A 24926-nucleotide genomic window follows, 5' to 3' on the forward strand; every position below is an offset into this window, starting at 1 on the left:
AATATAACTTATTCATAGTATCATCAATGAACAAAGTTTACTTTTGATCTATAGATTATCGTTCATATATGAGTCAGTAAAAGATATATAGTTACATAAAATATTTATTTTCATATGAGGGGGAAATATGAATCAAATATATCTGGATGCAGTTCAAATAGCTACATATATTTTGACATCAATCGGATTATGGAACATCTTTAAAAAGTGCGGGGGCAAACCTATCTGGTCCCTGGTGCCGATCGTAAGGGAATATCAGCTCAGTCTCTGCGCTTACAGAGAAGAGGATGGGAGAAGATATGCTATTGTTGCAGCTTTATACTACCCGGTTGAGATATTGATGTATGCGGTAGATAAAGAAACTAAGTTTTATCTGCTCGTAATAATTGTGGCGCTTTCGCTCAGTATAGCAAAGGTTATTTACAATATCAGAGCAACATTAGGGCTCATAAATGTCTTTGGAAAAAAGAAAATCTGGATTTTGGCCTTTGTCTTCTTTGGAAGCATCACTATGCTATACTGGGGCTTTTCAAAGAAGTTTATGCCAACCAAAAAGATTCAGAGATGGTCTGACTATGATGATGAAGATGGGCCGGGTAAAGACGTTAGTGCTATTGATGACGGTCTTACGATAAACATCACTGATAAGACGGTGTTTTCATATTTCAGGAAGAAAACATTGCTGAGGGATATCCATATGACAATACCTAAAGGGCATATGGTACTTCTTCTCGGAGGCTCCGGAGCCGGAAAAACCACATTTCTGAATGCCATAACAGGTTACGAAAAAGCAAATGCAAAAGTGACTCTCGGAGATATGGATGTTTACAATGACTACGGAAAGATGATGTATGACATTGGATTTGTTCCCCAGCAGGATCTTGTTCGCGGTAATGATACTGTTACTCTTACTCTGGCTGATGCAGCGGCACTTCGCCTTCCCTCAAATATGCCCATAATGGAGAAAATTGAGCGCATAACAAAGGTTCTTGACCAGTTCGGCCTTTCTGCCGTAAAAAATAATCTTGTCGATAAGCTTTCGGGTGGACAAAAAAAGAGAGTGTCCATAGCTATGGAATTTATATCGGATCCCACTCTTTTTATATTGGATGAACCGGATTCGGGACTTGACGGTGTTGTTGCAAGAGGGCTTTTTACAAAGCTTAGAACGATTGCAGATGAAGGTAAAATTGTAATAGTTATAACGCATACACCGGACAGAGTGGCGGATCTTTTTGATGATGTCATTGTACTTGTAAAGGACAAGAACAATACGGGAAGGCTTGCATTCTTCGGGGCTATAGAAGAGGCATATGAGTTCTTTGGCAGAAAATCGATGGAAGAGATACTTTTGGAAATAAATCCACGGGATGTGGGCGGAGAAGGAAATGGCGAGGAATTTATCGCTAAATTTGCAGACCTCATGAAGGGAAAGTGGGGTGAAGAAAAATGAGAAGAAGACCTATCAGACATACAGGACATTTTTTACAGACAATAATCTATCTGGGAAAACTGTTCAGGATGTTTTTGTTTCAAAATGATTGGAAGGTGCTACCGATGTCGGCCATAATAGCCGGACTTGTGGCTTTTACGGTTGGACAGAATCTATACAAAACAATGGAAGGAACGCTGATGGGATGCTTCGCAGTGGCCTGCATTTGCATATGGAATGGCTTTTTTAATTCAATCCAGGTCATATGCAGAGAGCGTGCAATTGTTAAGAGAGACCACAGATCCGGACTTCACATAACATCGTATGTGGCAGCTCATGTAATTTACCAGGCTGTTCTGTGCATTGCGCAATCGGTAATTACCATTATTGTGTTTCAAATAATGAGTGTTGAAATTCCAAAGAAAAGCCTTATTACAGATTGGGCAGTCGTGGATATAGGAATAACCTTGTTCCTTATAACTTATTGTGCGGATATGCTTGCTCTTTTGATATCTGCATTTTCAAGAACAACGACAGCGGCCATGACTGTAATGCCTTTTATGCTGATAGTTCAGCTGCTGTTTTCCGGTGGCTTTTTTAACCTGCCTCAATCTGTTATGCCGTTTACCGATCTGACTGCAACTAAGTGGGGGCTTACAGCATTGTGCGCTCAGGGAGACTATAATTCACTTCCCATGGTAAGCGTATGGAACAATGCAATGAAAATGAGGAATATAGAAGTAGATGGTCAGAAGCCTGTTCTTGAGGCCTTTAAATTTTTAGAAGAAAACAATTATAAAAATGATATCCTTATGGAGACTGCCAAACAAAATCAGGTTGAAGCGTACAGATTTGAGAAAGATGCGGTTTATGAATGCTGGTCATGGCTCATAATGTGGACAATAGTATACTGTCTGGCAGCGGTAGTAATACTGGAGTTTATTGATAAAGATAACAGGTAAAAGTGCCGATATAATAGTAGGGATAAAACATTTGGGGGATTTATATTTACTGATTTTTTTGAAATGAAAGAATTAGTTAATTGGTGCTGCATTTGGATTGAAACTTAAAAAATGATGCTGCGCCTTGGGAGGTTTCTATGATTGGATTAACGGTAAAAAAGAACAACAAAGGACTCACAGTAGCAGAGCTTTTGATTGTTGTTGCAATCATTGCCGTGCTCGTTGCCATCACAATTCCTATTTTTACAAATTTAGTTGAGAGATCCCGCGAGGCCTATGATATTTATACTATGCGTCAGGCTGCTTCTGCAGCTATTGAATTGTACTATTCGGGAGTAACAGATTCGGCAAGTGCCAGTGCAGCCGGACTTAGCTGGTCGGGAATTGGCGGTAATGCAGGCAACAATGCTTATGGAGCTTATAATCCCGGAAACGGAAAAATCTATCCAAGCAGGCAGTCGTTACCTGCAGGAGTCGTAGCCTATGGCAAAGGAACAAAACGTGACGGTGGAACGAAATATGTCATGGGGAATAGTAGCGGAGCTTATGATCCTACACAGGATTATAGAGATGCGGTAGTTATGGTTTCTATATATCCCAATGCAAACCCCGCCTATGTTGATATATATTGGAAAAATAATAGAAATGGCACCAATTACGTTGGAGGACAGGCACAGACAAATATGCCAAAATACAGCATCCGGGTATATATCCAATGACATGTTTTTGGTGACTGCTTTATGGCATATTTGTTTCTTTTTTATTTGCCAAGTTTGAATTTAAGGACAACCGGATTGTGATCTGATACCTTAAAGTCATAATCAAGTGTTTCTACACTCAAGGTATCTATATTCTTAGATACCAGAAATCCATCAATTATGTAGAACTGGAAAGAGGATTTATCTGCTCCTTCATAAGGCGCTAAAAGCGATCTGCCGCTTGCCGTATCACCGTCCATGAAGATATTAAAATATTCATCAAAAGAATCCGCATCAATTGTTCCTGCTTGCCAATTATCTTCATGTACAGGGAATTTAGAGGTATCTATGCTGGAGAAGGTCTGATTAAAATCGCCTCCTGCAACAACATAGTTGCCTTTTTCACATTCCTGCTCCAAAAATGTTTTAAGAAGAGCTGTCTGTTGTGCCTTTCCTTCTCCGGAATCATAGGCTTCAAGGTGAAGATTAACAAGCACGAGTTCCTTTTCGCTTTCTTCTATCGGAATTCTTGATACGAGCAAACACCTCTTCAGATTTCCAAGTCTAAGCGGCCAGCCAAACGGGCAGGGAAGAGATACTCTTTCAGCATTTTCAATATCATAAGCGGATAATGTAAATAGTCCGCCATCAACTTTCCCTATGGGAGGGAACGGATATGGAATGAAAGGAACCTTAAAGTTGATAGCAAAGGCGCTGCTAAATCCATCCATTGATGAGGCGATTTCATAAGCTTCGTTTATTCTGTGAGACCTGTCGGAATTTCTGTCAACTTCCTGCAGAAATACAAAATCGGGTGAAATTTCATTAAGAACTTCCTGCATGCCCTTGATATTTTGCTCTACGCGTTCCTTACTGGCAGTATTTACACTTTTTCCGCCATCCATGAAAAAGTCTGCATTATCACCAAGAGCGCCATAACCAATGTTCCAAGAGGCAATAGTGTAGCTGTCATCTGTAGAATCCATAGTTTTTTCATTATGAACAGGTTCAATTGTTTCTGTAGCATCAGGCCTGTACTCAACGAGAGTTAAATAACACATGAAAAGAAAATATGCCAGAGGAGGCACTAAAATAATGATCAGTAGAGCTATGATAACTTTCTTTAATGACTTCATATGCATCTATCTCTCCTTGTCAGCTTCAGCAATTCGTATCAACAGTAAGGGGCAAAATTTTACTTTTTATCATTACATCATTAATTATAAATATCCGACAAAAAATAGTAAATAAATTATGTGGTTACTAATCCGAAAAAGAATTATCGCAGCTGTGCATCAGATATTATCCGATAGTCATTCATGGTATGGATATTCGCATAATTTGGTATAATTAGATATATATATATAACTATCAAGCGGAAAGTATCTTCTGATGGGCTTTAGCGGAAGCAGGATAGTGAACGGATTACTTAAAGTGTCAGCCTGTGTATACCGCCCATGGATCAGAGATGCCCGAATCATTCCGGACAGCGAAGCTGTTGTGACGGCAACAGGGTATTCTTTTCCCAGTGGACACAGCATGAATGCTGCGGCTTTGTTTGGCGGCAGCGCAATAAAAAAAGATCTCTCAAAACCACTTCGCATTGTAATGGGGATTATTCTTGTACTTATTGCATTTAGCCGTAACTTCCTTGGGGTGCATACGCCTCAGGATGTTTTTGTAGGTGTCGGATCCGGGCTGATCGTTATGTGGCTGACAGTTAAACTAATGTCATGGCTTGAGAAGCATCCTGAAAAAGATATATTGGTGATGTGTATTGGCATAGGCATTTCTGTTGCTGTTGCTGTATTTGCCGCAGTCAAACCTTATCCCGCTGATTATGACGCGGCAGGTAAACTGTTGGTAGATGGCGCAAAAATGGCTAAGGATACATTTAAAGGAGTAGGTTGGTGTATCGGTTTCCTGGCAGGCTGGGTATTGGAATCGCGCTTTATCAGGTTTTCAACTGACGTCCCTGTGATGACAAGAGTTACGAGACTTACGACAGGACTTCTTGGCTATTATGGAATCAGTCTTATTCTTATTCCCATACTTAAGGGCCTGATAACGGGTGCTGCCGGAACAGTTATAACATGCTTTATTCAGATGTTTTATGTATCATTTCTGTTTCCGCTATGTATGAAGTATTTTGAAAAGTGACAAAGAAATTTATATTATCTTAATATTTCCAGGGTGTATTTTGGCGGTAGTTAAGACGATAAAAATATATAAGAAATGAATAAGTGTCTTACTGTGCGTTTTTAGATATATATGAATGAAATGGATGTCGGCTTTTTTACAAGGAGGTAGATGAGTATGGCAGGAATTAATGGTATTTCCGCATATCAGCAAATAAAGCAGAGTGTCTATAATGAGAAATCAGGAGTATCTAAGACTCCTGATACAGGTAAGGCAGATCAGGCTGGTTCAGCAAAAAATTCTCAGCAGGCAAAAGTAGAAACAAAAGCGTGGAGTCCTATAGATACCACGAGTTCACTTGTGCCCGGAAAAACTGAATATGGGATGACTATTGGAGATGTGCAGCTTTCCGATAAGGCAAAGGACTACTATAATTCGCTGAAATCAAAATATCATAACATGGAGTTCATTGCTGTCAGTAAGGATATGAAAGCACAGGTTCAGCAGAATGCTGCCTCCTATGGTAACGCCAACAAAATGGTAGTCCTTATTGATGAAGAGAAGCTTGAGCGGATGGCGACGGATGAATCATATCGCAAAAAGTATGAGGGAATCATTGCCATGGCACAGACAAAAATGGAGCAGGCAAAGATGGGGCTTGCCGGCAGTGGCGCTAGCGTTAAGAATTTCGGAATGAGCGTTGATGGAAGCGGCAAGGAGAGCTTTTTTGCTACAGTCAATAAATCATCAGATATTCATAAAAAGCATACAGAAAAGAAAGCAGCAGAGAAGAAGGCTCAGAAACTGCAGGAGAAGAAGAAAGCAGAAAAGAAGGCGCAGGAGGAACGCATCCAAAAAGCCAGGGATAAAAAAGCTGAAAAGGAAGATACTGATAGAGACGATTCCAAGATTAAAGATGATGAGGAATATGTAACATTTGAAGCAGATTCGATGGATGAACTTCTCTCCAAGGTGCAGACATACTCATACAATAATGCGTCCGGAAAAGTTATGACTCAGGCTGAGCAGATGGTAGGAACAAAGATAGATTTCAGAGGCTGATGTTTTATGAACACAGCCGCACAGTGGAAATTGCTGCTATGCAGCGTACGGTTGGCGCGAGAGGAATTGTATAAATACGATTCATACATGTAATGAGGTACGGCATGAATATATCATTTATTGCGAATAATCTATATAGCTCACCATACATGAAGGATGCCCGGGGGAATCTTTATGCCAGGAAGCAAGACGGAGCCATGAAGAATACAGTTATGGGAAAGATGCCGGTAAATCCTTTTGTATCATGCTTTGACAGAAGAACAGACAATGCGGTTGATGATAGAAAAGGATTATCACAGCAGATGCGTCAGATGATTCGCGCACTTAAACAGGATTCTCAGCAAGATCAGAATAATAAAAAGATAAAAGACTTTCTTACATCATCCGGTTCTCCGGATTCAGCAGAGGAAAAGACAGCTCCTAAGCCGACTTATAATTATAAAGAGGTTGCATCCAAAATACAGAGTGCCAAGACATCAAACAGTGCCGGGCAGGCAGTACTGGCAGCAAAAAGAGCTGTGACGCAGATTAAGAGAAAGATTTCCGCCGGGGATGGTGATCCTGAGGAACTGCAGCTTGCGTTAATCCATGCAAAACGTATGGAAATGGTGGCAAGAAAAAAGAAACATCATTTGGAACTGGAAGAGATGGTTGCCCGTGCTCAGAAGCAGGATGAGCAATTTGATAAACAGGAAGATGCCATCAGGGGTATTCAGAGTGCCATAACGCAGGCAGAGGAAGAAAAAATCACTGAGAAAGAGGATGAAATCTTCGACGAGCGTGAGGAGATGCTGGAGGAAGTCATCATCCGCGAAGCGGATTTAGGATGTGACGACCGATATGCCGCCGAACAAAGTGAGGTGGCGGTTCAGTTCGAGGAAGCCCTCTCGCAGATAGAAGAGAGCGTGGCTAATATGTCAGACGAAATGCTGGCCGACATGAACAAGATAATTTCTGAATTTGGCGAAGAAGAACTCGAAGAGCTGGAAGAAACCATGGAGATGCTTGAAGATATGGAAGTCGTTGACCCGCATATGAGCAAAGAGGATTCCGAGGATCTTAAGAGAAAGCACAGGGCTTCGGAAAACAAAGCAATAGTGAAAGCAAATGTGGAATATCTTAAAGATATGATCAGGCATGAGCTTGGAAAAGCAGGCAGTATTCCCGGCATGGGCGGCGGACAGTCAGCTTCTGTAGCGGTTGGAAACCTGGCAGTGCAGGGGGTAAATGTAGTGATGCCTGCAATGACAGCTCCGGTTTCAGATGGGGGCTCGATTGATGTTTCAATCTGAGCAAGGCCGGCACGAATGTGCTGTCGATGACATATTTTGCAATAAGGGAAAGCGACAATTAGAAACTCGTAAGTAACATAAAGAATTTGAACAGAAATAATGTTAGTACTAGAAAATCCTTCAGCTAACATAATAAAACTAATTTGAAATTATGTTAGAAATGCGAAATAGAACAGCAGACATAAAATAACAAGCAAATGTTTATGTTTGCTAGTTAAAAAGTCGTATTTAACATAAATGATTTAACAAAAACTTATGTTGGAAAGAGAAAAAGTTCCAAATCAACATAAATGATCTTCCAAATGATTATATTTTTGATTTATATGGAACTCAAGACGATAACAATATTGATTTTTAGTGCTGCTGAGAAGCTATACGACTATCTTTCCAGCTGCATGGGAAGTAGAGAATGATTGACGAAAAATAGTAATTATGTTATATATAACATAAAGAAAGGGATAATGGTGTCTAATTTTACAGTTGATTTTTACAGAGAGTCAGATGGTAAAAAGCCTGTTGGAGTGTTTATTAGGAGTCTCGATATTAAGATGAAAGCTAAAGTGGTTGCTAATCTGCATCTGCTTGAAGAATATGGGAACATGGCAAGAGAACCCCTTTCTAAGGAACTTGAGGATGGAATTTTTGAACTTAGGATAATAGAGGGAAATGATTTAGTTAGAATACTATATTTCTTCGATAAGGATAAGATTATTATAGCGACAAATGGTTTCATTAAAAAACAACAGAAAACTCCCATAAGTGAAATAGATTTAGCTAAACAGAGAAGGACTGATTACCATAGAAGGAAGGAGGCTGGCATATATGAGTGATTTACAAGAGCTTACTAATGAATTGATGCAAGATCCAGAATTTAAAAAAGAATATGAAGCTTTGCAACCTGAAATGGATATAACAAGGGCTATACTAGATGCAAGGATAAGAGCTGGGATGACGCAGATAGAGCTTGCTGAGAAAAGCGGAATTAGTCAGGCTGATATTTCTCGCCTTGAAAAAGGAACACGAAATCCTAGCATAGCGTTGCTTAAGCGTCTTGCTGAGGCAATGGACAGCACATTGAAAATAGAGTTCATTCCTAAAGGTTTACAAAGGTAATTGCTATCTTGATGTTAAAAACTTGGATGAAATAAGTAAATTATTAAGAGACTTCCACAAATCTGTGAAAGTCTCTTTTTTACTATACTCAGAAATGGTATCATATTAAAAATGCAGATGTGGTGCGGATTTTTAAGGAGAAGGTATGAAGCATAAAAGGTTGAATCGAGATCTGGGATGGTGATTTCAGTATTATCCGTATTACCAGATAAGAATTGATGACGAGTATTTTCATGGATTGGTATGTCTAATCAAATTCACTGACGGCGAGGCAAATTATTGGGAAACGCCTAAAGCTGGAAGAGTACAGGTGACAGGCGGAGGAATGAGCTGGATGCAGCTTGTACCGGATAATACTAATAGAGTTATAACAGTTATGTACTTTCCTGATAAAGCCCAAGGAGAATCACTATTCGATTTTTGAAGACGGAAAATATTGTGGTGAAACGCAGTATAGGATTGATGAGGAACATCGTAGCGCTTCTCTTGATATTAAGTTACTTAAATTTGCAAGAGGTCGTGGAATTGCAACACAGGCCATTTTTCATGCAATTGAAGAAGCATTTAGAAATGGTGCAGAAGTAGTGTGGGTTGATCCGCATCCGGAAAATGATAAAGCTATTTCCCTATATCAAAGACTTGGGTTTGTGGCAAAAGAGATGCCGGAACATGTCATATCGTTGGGAGAAGATCCGAAGGTGTACAAGTATATGGAACGTTGCAAAGGATAATAAGGCTTGCTAAACAAGGTTACATCATTATTCGAAGAACCATCTGATGAAGAAGTAGATGTTTTGATTGAGGGTTAACCTGCAGGTTAATGCTTTGATGAGGTATTTATTATGGTTAGATTACGACAATACAAAAGTGGTGACGCTGCAAAAATCGTAGAATGGGTAAAAGATGAGGATGCATTCCTCAAGTGGGGAGGTGAACTTTTTGGTGCATTTCCAATATCGGCAGATATTATTGATGAGAAATATCGATTGAATAATGGAGATTGTAAGGAGCCTGATAATTTTTATCCATGGATTGCGTTTGATGAAAACGGTGTTTTCGGGCATTTTATTATGAGATATTTACATGGAAATAATAAGATCCTTCGTTTTGGATGGGTTGTAATAGATGATTCCATTCGTGGCAAGGGTTATGGAACTCAGATGTTACAGGTTGGTCTGAAGTACGCTTTTGAGATACTTGGTGTTGATGTTGTGACAATTGGCGTTTTTGAAAGCAATGAACTTGCTCATAATTGTTATAAGAAAGTTGGTTTCATTGATAAGGAAATAGTGAACAAGAAACCCTGGAATGTTATAGAAATGGAAATCAATAAAGAAGATTGGATGAAACAATAGCTTCTAGGATAATGTTCAAACTCAGTCTTACTACTTTTTTACTACTTTTGATGTCCACGATATTCCCAGATATTCCGTATTATTACACAATCTGTGTTATAATCACTCTGTCACCGTGACATCTTAACACTTTTCAAATCCCGCAACGGTGCGCATAACTCGGAATAACTAGGAATAAAAAGGAGCTATTTTCAATGATAAATATACTATTCGTCTGCCACGGCAATATATGTACCCGCTTCTAAAAGTGGCATAAATAAGCCATTTCCGGGTAGATGGATATCTGATTTACACCTCGTTTACAACTTTTGATGGTGAACTCCCGACTGTTGTATAAAACGTAACTAAAAATTCAATTATTTTTGGATATATTACGCATTGATTTTATTGTTTATAAAAGGTATATTTTATTTAAGAAAGCGTGCTTTCTTAAGTGAGGCTAACACTATAATCTGAAACACTTGTCGATTGATGATGCAATCGATAGTTGGCAGGCAACACTAAAACCTGTACTTTGCTTTATAGCAGTTGGCAGACAACACTAAAATTAGCCATTAAAGAGAGCGAGTCACACAATGGTGTGACCACTCTCTTTTAAAATGTAAAGATTTTTTTGGGAGCTTATATGAGCGGATATACCATAGATGAAGCTAGAAGAATTGCTATAAATTGCGCGTCAAGTTATAAATCATCTCTTGAGGATAAGCAGTTTATCATTATCTATAGAGACAAAGATACAAATATGATTAAGCACATAGAAGTTGTTTTTCTCGCAAGAAACTATCAGCATTTAACAGGTCTTAATATGATTGATGAGGCTGGCAAACTTCTTGATCATCATTCAGAATTCTTTTATAAAAAATGTGTTGAGAAAAAGCTTAGCTGTGATGAAATAGTAATGCGAATGGATGGAACCACTCAGCTTAAGCTTGAAGCTCTTCCAGCAATAACCAAATTTACATCTATAACCAAAATAGTTGGTGATAGCAACAATAACCAACCATATCTATACGTAGAAAAAGTGGTAGGTGGTGTAAATTTATGCTTAGGTCTCAGAATGGACGAGAAAATACATGAATATGTACCTGTATCAGCATTAAAAAAAGACATTAAAACATTAACAAATGCTCCGTCCCAAGTACTTGCTATATTTGAACGTGATTATGGAGATAATAAAGTATATTCCAAAATACGACATGTAGCTAAGGGGCTAAATTTAGGTACAATAAAATTCCCCACGGAAATTTCTGATAAAATTTCACTAGAGAATTATATGCCAAAAAAGTGCTGAAACATGTGGGGTTATCTGCTATTATAATTATATGAATCGTAGTGGCTATCTTCGGATTACACTTGGAAGAACCTGATGCATCGGGTTCTTTTTTCATTTTGAAAGGAATAATTATGCGTCCGACAGAACATGACCTTAATTCTTTGAGAAATATAATAAGAAATCTTCAGGATGAAAATTCAAATCTCAAAAAGCTATTAGATGAAAATAACATTTCCTACAGTGCAGATAATGTAATCGATACTGTCGACATTTCCGATGAATACGATGATGATCAGGCAGGTAGAATTATTCATACCACACCTGATCTTGATATGGCCAAAGAATTCTATAGCTATTTCTGGGGACGTACAGATGTTTACGCAGTGCGTGGCAAAGTGGGCGGATATTTCCCTCGTTGCAAAGCATGGTGGAATAATCCCTCTTGCCCTAAAAAAGCCGACAAGAAAAAATTCTGTGATGAGGATTGTAGATATAAGGAGTGGGATGAACTGGTTCCATGGAAGATTCTTAATCATCTAAAAGGTCAGAGAGATGATTGTACGGATGTTATAGGTGTATATCCTTTATTTCCAAATAACACATGCCGTTTTCTGGTCTTTGACTTCGATAATCATGAAAAGGACGCTTATAAAAACGACGATGCTAATACAGACGATTTATGGAAAAGCGAAGTCGATGCGCTTCGTCATATTTGCAAGCTTGCCAATATTGATGCACTAACTGAAAGATCACGCTCTGGAAAAGGTGCTCATATATGGATATTCTTTAAAACTGCAATTCCAGCAGCTTTAGCGCGTAGCTTTGGATTTGCCCTATTAGATAGAGGTGCTTCTTATATCAATCTCCCCTCTTTTAAGTACTATGACCGTATGTATCCTTCCCAGGATGTTTTGAGTAAACTAGGAAATCTTGTCGCACTACCTCTTCAGGGTCGTGCGTTACTCAGAGGTAATAGCGCATTTATTGATGAATCTTGGAATGCATATCCCGATCAGTGGGAAAAGCTAAGATCCATGAAGAAAATTTCATTAGAAGAAATCTCTTCTTATTTACAAGAGTGGAACAAGGAGCAGATGTCCCTTATACCTGTAACTAAATATGCTAAAGATAATGGGCAAATACGTCCTTGGAAAAAGGATGAACGTTTCTTTGCCCAAAATGTTATAGGAGGTGAATTACACATAGTATTAGATGATGGTACTTATGTGGATGCACTTAATCTGTTGCCTCCCATCCAAAATCAGATTAAAGGTATGGCAACAATAGATAATCCTGAATTTGCCAAGAATAAGCGTATAGGGCATTCAAATTACTACAATTTAAGTACTATATCCATGTGGAAAGAAACTGAAGGATATATAAAAGTGCCCATTGGATTGTTAGAAAAAATCATATCAAAATGCAATGAAGCAAATATCTCAGTTGACATAAATGATAAGCGTTCCTACGGAAGACCCATCAGAGTAGATTTTAGAGGTGAACTTAGGGAGCAGCAACAGTTAGCATCAATGCAACTTGAGAAGTATGAGAATGGCATTTTGTGTGCTCCGCCTGCTTTTGGCAAAACGGTATTGGCTGCCTATCTCATAGCAAAGCGTAAGGTTAATACTCTCATATTGCTTGAAAACACAGATAAGCAGAATGAAAGTTGAAAGAATGATTTCTCTAATAAAACATCGTCAGGAATCAGGTGTTGCAGTGACGGTCATAACAAGTAGCCCTGATATGGTTGGGTATGGTGATGCAATTGACATACATATCCTTATAGATGAGATGAGGCGAAGCGGAATTATTGTCAGAACCACTGACAACGATTGTGAGCATTATGCTGTGATAGATAAAAAGCTTGTGCGGCATGGCGGAATGAATCTATTAGGAAAAGCTGATTTTTACGACAATCTTATTCGTGTAGAAAACGAGCAGGCAGCTGCTGAATTGCTAGAAATTACTGAGCAAGTTCTCATAGCAGGTAAATAAGAGGTGATTCTATATTTTTGACGGAAGGCCTTAATAATTCTTTGAATATTGGAGGAGAAGTAATGGCTTCTTGGGTTACGCATTTATGGGTCGCAGATGAAGTGTTAAAGCGCTTTCCCAAATTAGATAAACATGGTTTTTGTGTGGGTAATATTGGCCCGGATTGTAATTTGCTTAATGAAGAAGGAACTGATTTTGTTCCATCAAGACAAATAACACATTGGATGAATTCCAGTCGTAAGACAGCAAGCGACTGTAAGGGATTCTATGATAAATATATCATGGCGAGAAAAAACGTTATTAAATCTAATGAAGAACTTTCTTTTCTTCTTGGATATTACTCTCATCTTATTACTGACGCTGAGATGCAAAGAATCATGCGTGATCCTGTGAGAATTGCAGCTTCATGGAAAAGAATTAAGGCTATCCCTGAACTTGCAGAGAAAACCAAAGGCTCCCAAGAGGATTGGGATTCGATCAAGCGGCTTTTTCCCAAGGATGATCGTATGAAGGACTTATATTATCTTGAATGGGAATATTTAAATTCACATCCGGATTCTGGTTGGTATACAGAAATAAAAGGACTTGAAAAATTTCCTGATTATATAGATTATCTTCCAAAGGGATCAATACCAAAGAAAATCAAAATGATGTATTACAAGCCTTTATGTGAAAAATCGATGTACCCGTTTGTTGCATTCTCGAGAGAGGAATATATGGAGGTTATTGAGAATTCGATAAATTTGGTTTCTGAAGCTATTCAAAATGAGGCTCGAATTTGTGACGGTAATTTCGCAACTATCTCGAACTATCCCGATTGAGATCAAATAATATACAATGCTTGACATATATCGAACATCTATTCTGTACTATCTGTGTGTTTACTATACCCAAAAATCGGTAAGCAAAACATCTATACGATTTTTCAAAAGCTCAAACTCCTTGCAGTTTGGGCTTTTTTGATACCCCAAAAAAATTTTTTAGTAATCGGAAGTCTACAGATGATTCGCCACAAGAAAAAAATTCCCGATTTTTTCCCGATAGTAAATTCCAAATATACGAATTCAGGTGTTTAAGGAGGTGAGGCTGCAATGGTAAAGACATAGCTAATAGAGGATGTGGATAACTCAGCTCCGTGTGTTCAAAACAGACTACAGTGTTTCGATATGGACATACGAGAAGTCTGAAAATCAGACTTCAGGAAATGTCTTTTTGAAACGTCCAGACATGTCGAAAAGACAAAGTAATAAGACTGAGAAAAATAATACTGACTTTATTAATACTAATCCTATCCTATCATAGTGTGTCTAAAACACACTATTGATGGATTAGATGGGATTGGAAACGAGGCATCCATCAGGGATGTCTTTTTTATAACTAAAGGAGGAAAAAGTAAATGCGAGAATATGTAGACAGCATCTGTATTAAGTTTAAGCCCGGAACACGGGACATAATTAAAAGGAGAATGGCGGAAGCAGGAATTACTAACATGTCTGCCTATATTCGGAAAATGGCTCTTAACGGTTATGTGATCCGATTGGATTTGAGTGATATGAAGGAAATCGTAAAACTACTTCAGATCAATTCCAATACCCTTAACCAGTATGCTAAGAAAGCAAATGCAACCGGATGCATTTACCTTCAGGATATTCAGGACATCCATGAAGACCAGCAGGAATTGTTGCAGATGCTCAAAAATATTCTGCACAAGTTAAATATGATTCTTGCTAACCCTGGCAGTTGTTAAGAAGAGAGATTTCATCAGAGTGATTTGATGATTCTCTCTTTTTTATTTCCAGAGTATTGCATTCAGCGTCGCAAATGACGATGGGTAGCTCCGAGTGAAACGAGGTTTTTGAGGGATTGGGAGATATTCTCCCAACAAGCAAAAAACGCATCGATATATACCGATGCACTGCTTGCCAATTTTATGTTGAATTCAACATAAAATTGGTTATACCGAAAAAACAATTTGATTATTTAGGTACAACGAAAAAGAAAGGACATGAAAAATGACAAATAAAAAATTTGAGGAATTATGCAATGACACGAGGATGTTTTATCGATTACCCAAGCAATTATTTTTGGATCCTGCATATGCAGAAATATCAAATGATGCAAAGTTGCTCTATATGATTCTGCTGGATCGAAGGTGTCTTTCGGAGTCGAATGGAAGCGACTGGCGCGATGAACAAGGATGTGTGTTTATCTATTCTACCATCGAAGAAATGATGAACCTTATGAATTGCGGTAACAAAAAGATCAATGAGCTTTTGAAAGAACTTGAAGGATGCGATCTTGTGCTCAGGAGACACAGAGGGCTCGGCAAGCCAAACAGAATATATGTATACGATCTGCTTCGGGCTGATAATTCCAATTGGAAGCCCAGAGCATTTTCATTAGTGAAAGGTGGTGAGCTTTATGCATAACAATCTATGTGAAGAATTAAGCAAAAAGCGAAGAAACGGAATAACTGTAATCTATGAGTATACAGAGAAACCAGGAAGGGTTCCTGTGATGGCTCCGTTGGCATATGGAGTCTTGTTCGAAATGAAGAAGGCGGTCAAAGATGCATCATCTGAAAAAGAGAACACTTCTGGCAAATCAGTTTCAATTGCGGACAAGTACTCTCTTTCGATACAGGAGGCTGCTGAATATTACGGCATCGGTGAGAAAAGACTCAGAAGCCTTATTGCAGAGCATAGTAACAAGTTATTCATCCTTGAGATAGGTTCACATATAAGAATCAAAAGACGCCTATTTGAAGAGTTCCTTGATCAGGCTATAGCCGTATAAAAGCGAATACCCACACCGAACAAAAACACATGGCAGATGAACTGTCCGATTGATATAATACAATATGTCGGGCAGTTCACCTTCGCCAATTTAAAGAAGGAGGATTGCTACTATGAGTATAAAAAGAAAGGATAACAGAGGTAGAATTTTACACAACGGAGAAACCCAGCGCAAAGATGGCCGATATCAGTTCAAATACGTTGATCCTAATGGAAAGGAAAAATATGTATACAGTTGGAGACTTGATCACAATGATTTGACTCCTAAAGGCAAGGTAAAAACTTTATCTCTTCGTGAAATGGAACGTCAGATCCATGCAGATTTATTTGATCATATCGTTTCTAACGGAGGAAACATGACAGTGCTTGATTTGGTCGAAAAATACACGAGTACCAAAACCGGTGTCAGACCCACAACCAGAGCAGGATATAAAACTGTAATTAACTTTCTCAAAAAGGATCCTTTTGGAAAAAAGCGTATAGATACTGTTCGTCTTTCAGATGCAAAGTGTTGGCTGATAAAGCTTCAGGCAAATGGAAAGAGCTATAGTTCTATCCACTCAATAAGAGGTGTACTTAAGCCGGCATTCAAAATGGCTGTAGATGATGATCTTATCAGAAAGAGCCCCTTTGATTTTGAGCTTGCATCAGTAGTAGTAAATGACAGTCACACAAGACTTGCCATAACACGTGAAGAGGAGCGTAAATTCCTCAAATTTGTAAAAGAGGATGCTCATTTTTGTAGATACTATGAAGGAATCTACATACTCTTCCACACAGGACTGCGCATATCTGAATTTTGTGGATTAACACTATCTGATATTGATTTTAAAAACCACAAAATCAAGGTTGATCATCAGCTTCAAAAGCGCTCCGGAACAGGCTACTACATTGAAAAAACAAAGACCACCTGCGGAACAAGAGATATTCCTATGACACCTGATGTTGAGGAATGCTTTAGAAAAATCATTACACGCAGAAAGCCTCCAAAAGTCGAACCTATCATCGATGGATATACTGGATTTCTTTACTATGACAAGGACGGAAGCATTACATATTCACTTCATTGGGATCACTACTTTAAGCATATTGTAGAAAAGTATAACTCTATCTACAAAATTCAGATGCCTAAAGTCACACCGCATGTATGCCGCCATACTTATTGTTCCAATATGGCAAAATCAGGAATGAATCCAAAAACTTTGCAGTACCTTATGGGACATTCCGAAATTTGAACTACGCTTAATATCTACACTCACGTCAACTTTGAAGACGCAATAGCCGAGGTAGAAAAGCTAAACGTTGTGTAAAAAACTCAAGGTGTAAACTTAAATCTTTTACACCTTACATTACACCTTTTGCCGGCAAAAATATGGCAAATTATGCATATATTATGCCAAAATCATTATTTCAAAAAGGTGTACACCCCCAGGAAACACAAGGAAAACCAATATGATAAATATACTATTTGTCTGCCACGGCAACATATGCCGCTCAACTATGGCAGAATTTATTATGAAGGATATTGTCCGTAAACAGAAAATGGAAGATAAGTTTCATATTGAATCATCTGCGACACATACAGATGAAATATGGAATGGACAGGGAAGCCCGGTATATCCTCCGGCAAGGGAGAAGCTACGTGAACATGGCATAGGAACTTCCGATAATGAGCTTGGGGTTTCAGCAAAGAGAGCCAGACTTACGTCCCGGAATGATTACTCCAAATTTGATTATATAGTAGGAATGGACAGCGCAAATATCAGGGATTTAAAGAGATTGTTTAACGGGGACCCGGAAGGCAAGGTATATAAGATGCTGGAGTTTGCAGACAGAAGCGGGGATGTAGCTGATCCCTGGTATACAGGTAATTTTGATGATACGTGGGTTGACTGTTCTGAGGGATGTCATGGCCTCTTCAGAAGTATTGTAACTAATCCTGAATACATGGAAGAGTTAAGCGAGGGATTTGATTTTGAAGATGGAATTGAGGACGACTTTAGAGACCTTGGACTTATTCATGACGATTTTCCAAAGGGCTGATTATTGGACAGCTGATAAATTATAATATTTTTTGGAGCGTTAATTTACATGAATTATTTATATGAGACACATCTTCATACAGCTGAGGCCAGTGCATGCTCATGCACGCCGGCAGTAGACTATATTGAGTATATGATGGGACTTGGCTATAGTGGCATGATTGTAACGGATCATTTCTTTACAGGTAACAGCTGTGTTCCTAAGAACCTTCCGTGGAGAGAGAGGGTTGAGCTGTACTGCAGTGGTTATGAGCATGCTCTTAAGGAGGCTGAGGGCTATGATTTCAACGTTATGTTTGGAATAGAATACAATTTTCAGGGAGATGAGTACCTTCTTTACGGGGTGGATAAGAAATGGCTCTTGGAAAATGAAGACATAGAGCAAAAATCCCGCAAGGAAGTATATGATCTGGTCCATGCTGCCGGCGGAATCATGATCCAGGCTCATCCATATCGGGAGAGAGGATATTTATCCGCGATACATCTGATGCCTTCTGTGTGTGATGGAGCGGAGGTTTATAATTCCGGCAATCCCGATTATCAGAATGCACTTGGTTTTAAATATGCGAAGGACAATAATTTTCTCATGTCAGCGGGGTCTGATATTCATGCGTTTCCTCAGCTTTCGATGGGCGCTATGAGTTTTCCTTATAAAATCAACAGTATTGAGGAATACGTCAGAGCCTTTATGGCGGGGGACGGAACGCCCATGTTCAGAATTAATCCTAAGGATGACAGTACTGTTTTTTCTGAAGTGGAAAAATCCGAAGCTATGACAAAGATTACTAAACAGGCTGAACTGCCTGTGATATTGCATTAAAAATATTAGGAGAAATGAAGCTCGTATAAAGAGTTTATAAATGGATAAATATGTTACGAGATGTTGATTTAAAAGATATATCGGATGGTAAACTTTATGACATAGGCGATATGGCTAAGCTTGGTGTTGATGATTGCAGCGGATGCCATGCCTGCTGTTGCGGAATGGGAGATTCAATTACACTGGACCCTTATGATGTTTTCCGATTGGAAAAAGGATTGGGGAAGACTTTTGAGGAACTTCTTTCTGAGAATCTTGAACTTCGAGTAGCGGATGGAATTATACTTCCATGTCTAAAAATGATGAGCGGTAAGAGCCAAAACCAAACAGGAAGAAACGAAGAGCGTTCTATATCGGATAAAGAGAGCTGTACGTTTCTTAATGATGCGGGCAGATGCAGTATCCATCCTTTCAGACCCGGGATCTGCAGATTGTTCCCTCTTGGAAGGATTTTTGAAAATAATACACACAGATATTTTTTACAGGTGAATGAATGCCATAAGGAGAGACAGACTAAGATTAAAATCAAGAAATGGATTGACACACCTGAGCTTGGCCGTTATGAAGCATATATTGATAAATGGCACTATTTTATCAAAAATATATCGGATAAAGCAGAGGATATGCCTGAAGTTGAACTCAAGGCTGTTAATATGCAGATTCTTCAGAACTTCTTTATTGCTCCGTATGATATCAACTCGGACTTTTATGAGCAGTTTTATGGTAGATTGGAAGCTGTTGCATGCAGATAAATACTGTTATAGAGGAGACGTAGACAATGGTTAAACATATAGTAAGAGATCCGATGTTTTTACAGTTAAAATCAGAGCCTGCAACAGAAGATGATAAGCAGGTTGTACAGGATCTTATTGATACATTAAATGCAAACAGGGACAGATGCGTTGGCATGGCTGCTAATATGATAGGAGTGAGAAAGCAGATCATAGTTGTGGCTATGGGACCATTTTCTGTTCCTATGATAAATCCTGTTATTACAAAAAAAGCCGGAAGGTATGAAACCAAGGAAAGCTGTCTTTCTTTAGAGGGAGTAAGATCTTGTACTCGCTATAAGGAAATAGAGGTGGATTATCTTGATCAGAATTTTGAAAAGAAACATGGCAAATATACGGACTTTACAGCTCAGATAATCCAGCACGAGATTCAGCACTTTAGTGGTGAGCTGATTTAAGGATGAGTTTTAAATAGAAAATATAAACTCAGTAATAATAAGGAATATAAATTCACTAAATCTCATGATTTCAATGAAACCATGGGATTTTTTTATCTTATAGAAATTACTACGTAATTATTGATAAATAGAAAGCTTATTATAAGCCCACTATTATAAGTCAGGTCACATGTTTATCGAAAAACAATAAATAATTATTGACTTTCAAAAGTGCGCATGCTATAAAGAAAAAGAGCAAAGTAAACATCGACAGCATTAACAGGGGCATATTTACTACTATAACAGCATTTTATCAGCGGAATATGACCGGGGAGAGAGCGGGATATGAGTGATAAATTAAATATTTGGTTCAAAAGATTTCTTGATATAGCATTGGTGATTGGAATGGTAATTGAGATTACAGTTCCTTTTGGTCTTAGAAAAGCAGTGGATAGCGTAGTTTTTGCTTTGGGAGATGCTACTGAATATGCTGAAATCAAAAACAATTATTTATTTGCCGTGATATCAATCATGCTGGCAGGCGCTTTTTCACTCTTGATTCTTTTTGAACTTAGAAAAATGATGAAGACAGTGATAGAAGACAACTGCTTTATTCATGAGAATGTGACAAGTCTTTATCGTATGGGAAATTACGCCTTTGCAATAGCAGCGATAAAAATTCTCAGGAACTTCGTTTATTTTACTCCTGCTTCGATTGTAGTTGCTGCAGTTTTCCTTTTTGCAGGTATTCTTAGCAAAGTACTGGCAAAGGTCTTTGACAAAGCAGTCAACTACAAGGAAGAAAATGATCTGACAATTTAGTGGAGGAAGAAATGGCAATCATAGTCAATTTGGATGTGATGATGGCAAAGCGGAAAATAGGACTTACAGAGCTTGCGGGAAAAGTAGATATAACACTTGCCAATCTTTCAATTTTAAAAAATAACAAAGCAAAGGCTGTCAGATTTCAAACACTGGAGGCGATATGCAGAGAATTGAATTGTCAGCCGGGAGATATATTGGAATATGTACCGGATGATAGTACTGATGATTGATAAATAAAAGTATTGTAAGGCACTGTCCAATGATGTACTTGTGATTTGATAATGGTATTAATAATTATCAATATTTATCAGGAAAAACAAATACACTTGTTTATAAAAAATGCGATCAGAAATACAGTAGTTGAACGGACACACGACAACAGTAAGTAAGAAATGAAAGTGCGTTTATAAAGGAGGACAAGTATGGGAAATCAGGGATTTGGGAACAATGATGTATATGATACGGAATCGGGAGGAGAGGCAGTTATACAGGGAAATGAATACGGAGTACCTGAATACGGTAAAACCCAGTTTGGACCTGCAACTTATGCGGGGACAGGCAGCACTATGAGTAGAACTAAGCCTGACGGAGTTTCTTTTGCGAAGTATGGAATAATAGCATTGATATATGCAGTGGTCCGGACGATATGCCTGTATCAAAATACATCGGGGATAACATATCCGATTTATATGGCGGTAACACTTTTCCTTTTAGAATGGGCGAGAAAACGGGACGGTTTTTCTATTTTTTATAGTAAAGCCGGAAAAAGAGGGCTCAATATATTTTATATAATTTCATTAATGCTTCTTTCGATTTCAAAGTGCATGACTGCGAACGCAGAACTGCTGTGGATAAATGAATTTGCAATAGATCTGCTTATGGTTTGCTTTTTACTCCATATGTATGTGGATACAAATAACTGGGATATAATCGGGTGGTTTAACGCGGTAGTGCTAACTATGATCAGACCTTTGGCGAATATTGCCGATCCTGTAAGAGATCTTATAGAATGGGTCACAACCCATGGAAAGACAATAAATGCTGAGAAAAAGAAGAATATTATGGCAGCTGTTATAGGTGTATGCATATCAATTCCGCTACTGGCTTTTGTTATAGTTCTTCTTGCATCGGCTGATGCTATTTTTTCAGATGTTTTGAGACATGCATTTGATTTTATATATGAGTTTGAAAATATCTGGGATGTCTTTGGAATAGGGGTTATGCTCATCTGGTCGGTATGGCTTTTCTATACTGTTGTCAAGGCTCTTAGCAAAGACAGCTTTATTAACGAAGACAATAAAAATGCTGGATTTAATCCTATTATAGCTATTACATTTTCAGGTCTTCTTTGCATGGTTTATCTGTTTTTCAGTGTTATACAGATTGTCTTTTTGTTTATGGGCAATATGACTCTGCCTGCAAAATATACCTATGCAGAATATGCGCACGAAGGATTCTATCAGCTTCTTGCGGTTGCACTAATTAATCTGCTAATGGTTACCTTGTGTCAAAGATTATTTAAAAAGAGCAGGGTACTGAGGGTTGTTCTGATAATAATTGGACTATGTACATATATCATGCTGGCATCGAGTGCCTTTAGAATGTTTATGTACATAAAAGCATATAACCTCACCTTTATGAGAGTTTTTGTTTTATGGTTCCTTGCAGTGATGGCACTATGTCTTTCCTACCTGATTGCAGGGATGTTTATCGGACAGCTTCCTGTTTTTAATTTGTGTATGATCACCGTCACAGTTATGTATCTGATATTTGTATTTTCAAATCCGGATTATCAGGTTGCACGTTATGACCTTGCTCGTATGGGAGAAAAGACTGCAGTGGGACCTGAATGGGACAGCTCTTTAAGCTATTATCTTATCAATGAAGTATCCGAAGATGCTGTTCCGGCATTTGCAGGAAACAAAGACTTATTGCATGAATTCGCATCAAGTTATGATCATGACTATCGGGATAATAAAGGAAAGTATAATAAGATAAGGGAATTCAATTTTTCAAAGTACAGAGCCTATAAAATTCTTGCCGAAGCAACAAAATAAAATCTTTTGAGATTTCAATAAAAAAACACATTTTCCTGCTAACATAAAAAACTGTATTGGAATTATCGTACAGGGCGTATAATAGTTTCAATAAGTCATAATTATTTTTTATTTATAGGGGAGGAAAAAGGTATGAGTCAGGAAAAAGTTGACGCTTACAAAAAAGAAAAGAAAGGCAGAAAAGCAAGGCTTGCAAAGCATAAAAGAAATCAGAAGATAATAAAAGGCTTATCGCTTTTGCTTTTATTGGCTGTATGCTGCTTCGCAGGCTGGAGAGTATATGCTTCTAAGAACCCTGCAACACAGACAGCGGATACAGAAATCTCAGAAGATGTAGTTCCTACAGCTGAAACAACAGAAGAGAGTACAGATACTACAGCTGAGACAACAGAAGAGAGCACAGATACAGCAGCTGAGACAACAGAAGAGAGCACAGATACAGCAGCTGAGACAACAGAAGAAAATACAGATTCTACAGAAGATACGACAGAGACTACAGAGACTACAGATGTTTCTGCTGATAGCAATAATTAAGATATAAAAAGGAGCTTCCAAACCGGTGATTCAAGATCACAATGCGTTGGAAGCTCTTATTTTGTCATTTTATAATAAATTGCTATGCATTTCCTGCAAGACTAAAAATGATTCTTTACTGATACGGCATTCAGATATCAGCCTTCCAAAGTCCGTGGAGGTTGCAGTACTCATAAACAGCAATAGCTTTTTCACCATCAGCAAGAATAAACTCTGCGCACGGTTTCTGATCGGGTTTGAGGTTCTTTTGCATAAAGCCCTTATCAGTCTCAAGCCAAATGTACTGGATATAGTGATTTTCCATCATAGGATGCTCAACTTCACCTACTGTTACGGTAACCTTGTTTCCGTCTACAGTTGCAACAGGAACATGCTTCTCTGTTGCACCGTCAGATGTTCCGGGGATAAGTTCTGTCATCGGATCACCACAGCACACGGGAGAACAGGCTGCGTTGTTAATCTTGATGACCATGTTACCGCATTTTTCACATTTAAAAATCTTCATAAGAAACCTCCTTAATAATGCTGCCACGGAAGGCTTTCACTATGGAAAACATACCTGGCAGAAAATGTTTTTAATAGTTTTCGGGCTTTAACTGGAAATAAGCCTGAGGATGGTTGCATACAGGGCAAACTTCAGGTGCATCGGGACCGATAACGATATGTCCGCAGTTACTGCATTGCCAGATGGCATCGCCATCTCTTGAGAAAACAACCTTATCCTCTATATTCTTAAGAAGCTGTTTGTAGCGCTCCTCATGTTCTTTTTCGATAGCAGCAACACTTTCGAACAACTCAGCAATCTCATCGAATCCTTCTTCCCGTGCTGTCTTGGCAAAGGAGGGATACATTTCTTTCCATTCATAGCCCTCACCTTCGGCAGCAACCTTCAGGTTTTCAATCGTACTGCCTATACCGGTCAGGATTTTATACCAGATTTCCGCATGCTCTTTTTCATTGGCAGCGGTTTCCGCAAAAATATTGGAAATCTGAACATAACCATCTTTTTTTGCCTTTGAAGCGAAGAAAGTATATTTGTTTCTTGCCTCTGATTCTCCTGCAAATGCTGCAAGCAGGTTTTTTTCCGTCTGAGTACCCTTAAGGTCGTCAGCTCTGCATCTCCACTTGTTATTTTCTGCCATTGCCGCACATCTCCTTCCTGAATTTTAAAATGTCACACATTCTTAAAAAGTAGCTTCTCACAATTTTTATCATAGCATACTTATAGGGGAGAAATTATTAGATTTTTATAAAAAAATATGTCGATATTACGTACAAAAACAAATTATCATTTAATTAGTAAATCTATCTCTTATAAATAAATCTATATCTTATAAATGAGTATGCTTATTCAAAGCGTA

At 38.4% G+C, this 24926-nt stretch carries 28 protein-coding genes and 1 pseudogene; 26 read left to right on the forward strand and 3 right to left on the reverse strand.

Annotation, left to right across the window (positions count from 1 at the left end; translation table 11 throughout):
- Positions 1–127: 127 nt before the first annotated feature.
- The 3 genes from BV60_RS0108185 (at position 128) to BV60_RS21825 (ending at position 3113) form a co-directional block, all read left to right on the forward strand.
- Positions 128–1453: an ATP-binding cassette domain-containing protein gene (locus tag BV60_RS0108185; RefSeq protein ID WP_029320799.1), complete on the forward strand. Its 1326-nt coding sequence runs from the start codon at positions 128–130 to the stop codon at positions 1451–1453.
- Positions 1450–2394, forward strand: a complete 945-nt coding sequence (locus tag BV60_RS0108190) for an ABC transporter permease (RefSeq protein WP_029320800.1) — start codon at positions 1450–1452, stop codon at positions 2392–2394. The genes BV60_RS0108185 and BV60_RS0108190 overlap by 4 nt, the downstream gene beginning before the upstream one ends.
- A 137-nt stretch (positions 2395–2531) precedes the next feature.
- Positions 2532–3113: a type II secretion system protein gene (locus BV60_RS21825; protein ID WP_051656591.1), complete on the forward strand. Its 582-nt coding sequence runs from the start codon at positions 2532–2534 to the stop codon at positions 3111–3113.
- A 41-nt stretch (positions 3114–3154) separates the two neighbouring features.
- Here BV60_RS21825 and BV60_RS0108200 read toward each other — a convergent pair whose 3' ends face one another.
- Positions 3155–4228 carry an endonuclease/exonuclease/phosphatase family protein gene (locus BV60_RS0108200; RefSeq protein WP_029320804.1) on the reverse strand — a complete coding sequence of 358 codons (1074 nt, stop codon included), beginning with the start codon at positions 4226–4228 and terminating at the stop codon, positions 3155–3157.
- Positions 4229–4484: 256 nt separating this feature from the next.
- On the opposite strand from BV60_RS0108200, the gene BV60_RS0108205 reads away from it, so the two are divergent.
- The 23 genes and pseudogenes from BV60_RS0108205 (at position 4485) to BV60_RS0108320 (ending at position 23565) form a co-directional block, all read left to right on the forward strand.
- Positions 4485–5252, forward strand: coding sequence for a phosphatase PAP2 family protein (locus BV60_RS0108205; RefSeq protein WP_029320806.1), 768 nt, complete (start codon positions 4485–4487; stop codon positions 5250–5252).
- 156 nt (positions 5253–5408) lie between these two features.
- Positions 5409–6293 (forward strand): DUF6033 family protein, encoded by an 885-nt coding sequence (locus BV60_RS0108210; protein WP_051656593.1) that lies wholly within the window; start codon positions 5409–5411, stop codon positions 6291–6293.
- A gap of 104 nt (positions 6294–6397) precedes the next feature.
- Positions 6398–7585: a hypothetical protein gene (locus BV60_RS0108215; RefSeq protein WP_029320810.1), complete on the forward strand. Its 1188-nt coding sequence runs from the start codon at positions 6398–6400 to the stop codon at positions 7583–7585.
- Positions 7586–7998: 413 nt separating this feature from the next.
- Positions 7999–8415 (forward strand): type II toxin-antitoxin system RelE/ParE family toxin, encoded by a 417-nt coding sequence (locus BV60_RS0108220; RefSeq protein ID WP_330376228.1) that lies wholly within the window; start codon positions 7999–8001, stop codon positions 8413–8415.
- Positions 8408–8698, forward strand: a complete 291-nt coding sequence (locus BV60_RS0108225; protein ID WP_029320812.1) for a helix-turn-helix domain-containing protein — start codon at positions 8408–8410, stop codon at positions 8696–8698. Before BV60_RS0108220 ends, BV60_RS0108225 begins: the two co-directional genes overlap by 8 nt.
- A 389-nt stretch (positions 8699–9087) precedes the next feature.
- Entirely contained in the window at positions 9088–9429 is a 342-nt protein-coding gene (locus tag BV60_RS24375) for a GNAT family N-acetyltransferase (RefSeq protein WP_255358144.1), read from the forward strand.
- A 111-nt stretch (positions 9430–9540) separates the two neighbouring features.
- Complete coding sequence (locus tag BV60_RS0108240; RefSeq protein ID WP_029320814.1) at positions 9541–10053, forward strand: GNAT family N-acetyltransferase; 513 nt, start codon at positions 9541–9543, stop codon at positions 10051–10053.
- A gap of 625 nt (positions 10054–10678) precedes the next feature.
- Positions 10679–11344: a PBECR4 domain-containing protein gene (locus BV60_RS0108245; protein ID WP_029320816.1), complete on the forward strand. Its 666-nt coding sequence runs from the start codon at positions 10679–10681 to the stop codon at positions 11342–11344.
- A 98-nt stretch (positions 11345–11442) separates the two neighbouring features.
- Positions 11443–12999, forward strand: a complete 1557-nt coding sequence (locus tag BV60_RS0108250) for a TOTE conflict system archaeo-eukaryotic primase domain-containing protein (protein WP_197029545.1) — start codon at positions 11443–11445, stop codon at positions 12997–12999.
- On the forward strand, positions 12989–13324 hold the full coding sequence (locus BV60_RS21830; protein ID WP_029320818.1) for a hypothetical protein: 336 nt from the start codon (positions 12989–12991) through the stop codon (positions 13322–13324). The genes BV60_RS0108250 and BV60_RS21830 overlap by 11 nt, the downstream gene beginning before the upstream one ends.
- A 62-nt stretch (positions 13325–13386) precedes the next feature.
- A complete protein-coding gene (locus tag BV60_RS0108260; RefSeq protein ID WP_029320819.1) occupies positions 13387–14145 on the forward strand; it encodes a zinc dependent phospholipase C family protein in 759 nt (252 codons plus the stop codon).
- Between the two features lie 575 nt (positions 14146–14720).
- Positions 14721–15071, forward strand: a complete 351-nt coding sequence (locus tag BV60_RS0108265; protein ID WP_029320820.1) for a plasmid mobilization protein — start codon at positions 14721–14723, stop codon at positions 15069–15071.
- A gap of 265 nt (positions 15072–15336) precedes the next feature.
- Positions 15337–15753 carry a replication initiator protein A gene (locus BV60_RS0108270; RefSeq protein WP_051656595.1) on the forward strand — a complete coding sequence of 139 codons (417 nt, stop codon included), beginning with the start codon at positions 15337–15339 and terminating at the stop codon, positions 15751–15753.
- Entirely contained in the window at positions 15746–16120 is a 375-nt protein-coding gene (locus tag BV60_RS0108275) for an excisionase (protein WP_255358105.1), read from the forward strand. The genes BV60_RS0108270 and BV60_RS0108275 overlap by 8 nt, the downstream gene beginning before the upstream one ends.
- A gap of 112 nt (positions 16121–16232) precedes the next feature.
- Positions 16233–17429, forward strand: a pseudogene (locus tag BV60_RS21015) (tyrosine-type recombinase/integrase).
- A gap of 190 nt (positions 17430–17619) precedes the next feature.
- On the forward strand, positions 17620–18162 hold the full coding sequence (locus BV60_RS0108285) for a low molecular weight protein-tyrosine-phosphatase (RefSeq protein WP_442856307.1): 543 nt from the start codon (positions 17620–17622) through the stop codon (positions 18160–18162).
- A 48-nt stretch (positions 18163–18210) separates the two neighbouring features.
- Positions 18211–18981, forward strand: a complete 771-nt coding sequence (locus BV60_RS0108290) for a PHP domain-containing protein (RefSeq protein ID WP_051656596.1) — start codon at positions 18211–18213, stop codon at positions 18979–18981.
- A gap of 50 nt (positions 18982–19031) precedes the next feature.
- Positions 19032–19733 (forward strand): YkgJ family cysteine cluster protein, encoded by a 702-nt coding sequence (locus BV60_RS0108295; protein WP_029320829.1) that lies wholly within the window; start codon positions 19032–19034, stop codon positions 19731–19733.
- 26 nt (positions 19734–19759) lie between these two features.
- Positions 19760–20170, forward strand: a complete 411-nt coding sequence (locus tag BV60_RS0108300; RefSeq protein ID WP_029320831.1) for a peptide deformylase — start codon at positions 19760–19762, stop codon at positions 20168–20170.
- A 324-nt stretch (positions 20171–20494) separates the two neighbouring features.
- Entirely contained in the window at positions 20495–20971 is a 477-nt protein-coding gene (locus BV60_RS0108305; RefSeq protein WP_029320833.1) for a DUF2975 domain-containing protein, read from the forward strand.
- 11 nt (positions 20972–20982) lie between these two features.
- Positions 20983–21204 (forward strand): helix-turn-helix domain-containing protein, encoded by a 222-nt coding sequence (locus tag BV60_RS0108310; RefSeq protein WP_029320835.1) that lies wholly within the window; start codon positions 20983–20985, stop codon positions 21202–21204.
- Positions 21205–21396: 192 nt separating this feature from the next.
- On the forward strand, positions 21397–23031 hold the full coding sequence (locus BV60_RS0108315) for a DUF4153 domain-containing protein (RefSeq protein WP_029320836.1): 1635 nt from the start codon (positions 21397–21399) through the stop codon (positions 23029–23031).
- 132 nt (positions 23032–23163) lie between these two features.
- Positions 23164–23565, forward strand: coding sequence for a hypothetical protein (locus BV60_RS0108320; protein ID WP_051656597.1), 402 nt, complete (start codon positions 23164–23166; stop codon positions 23563–23565).
- A gap of 130 nt (positions 23566–23695) precedes the next feature.
- On the opposite strand, the gene BV60_RS0108325 is transcribed toward BV60_RS0108320, so the two are convergent.
- Both BV60_RS0108325 and rbr read right to left on the reverse strand, forming a co-directional pair.
- On the reverse strand, positions 23696–24070 hold the full coding sequence (locus tag BV60_RS0108325) for a desulfoferrodoxin family protein (protein WP_029320841.1): 375 nt from the start codon (positions 24068–24070) through the stop codon (positions 23696–23698).
- Positions 24071–24140: 70 nt separating this feature from the next.
- Positions 24141–24707, reverse strand: a complete 567-nt coding sequence (gene rbr / locus BV60_RS0108330; RefSeq protein WP_029320843.1) for a rubrerythrin — start codon at positions 24705–24707, stop codon at positions 24141–24143.
- Positions 24708–24926 lie beyond the last annotated feature (219 nt).

Origin of the sequence: Butyrivibrio sp. AE3004 (genome assembly GCF_000703165.1) — a bacterium.
Lineage (GTDB): Bacteria > Bacillota > Clostridia > Lachnospirales > Lachnospiraceae > Butyrivibrio.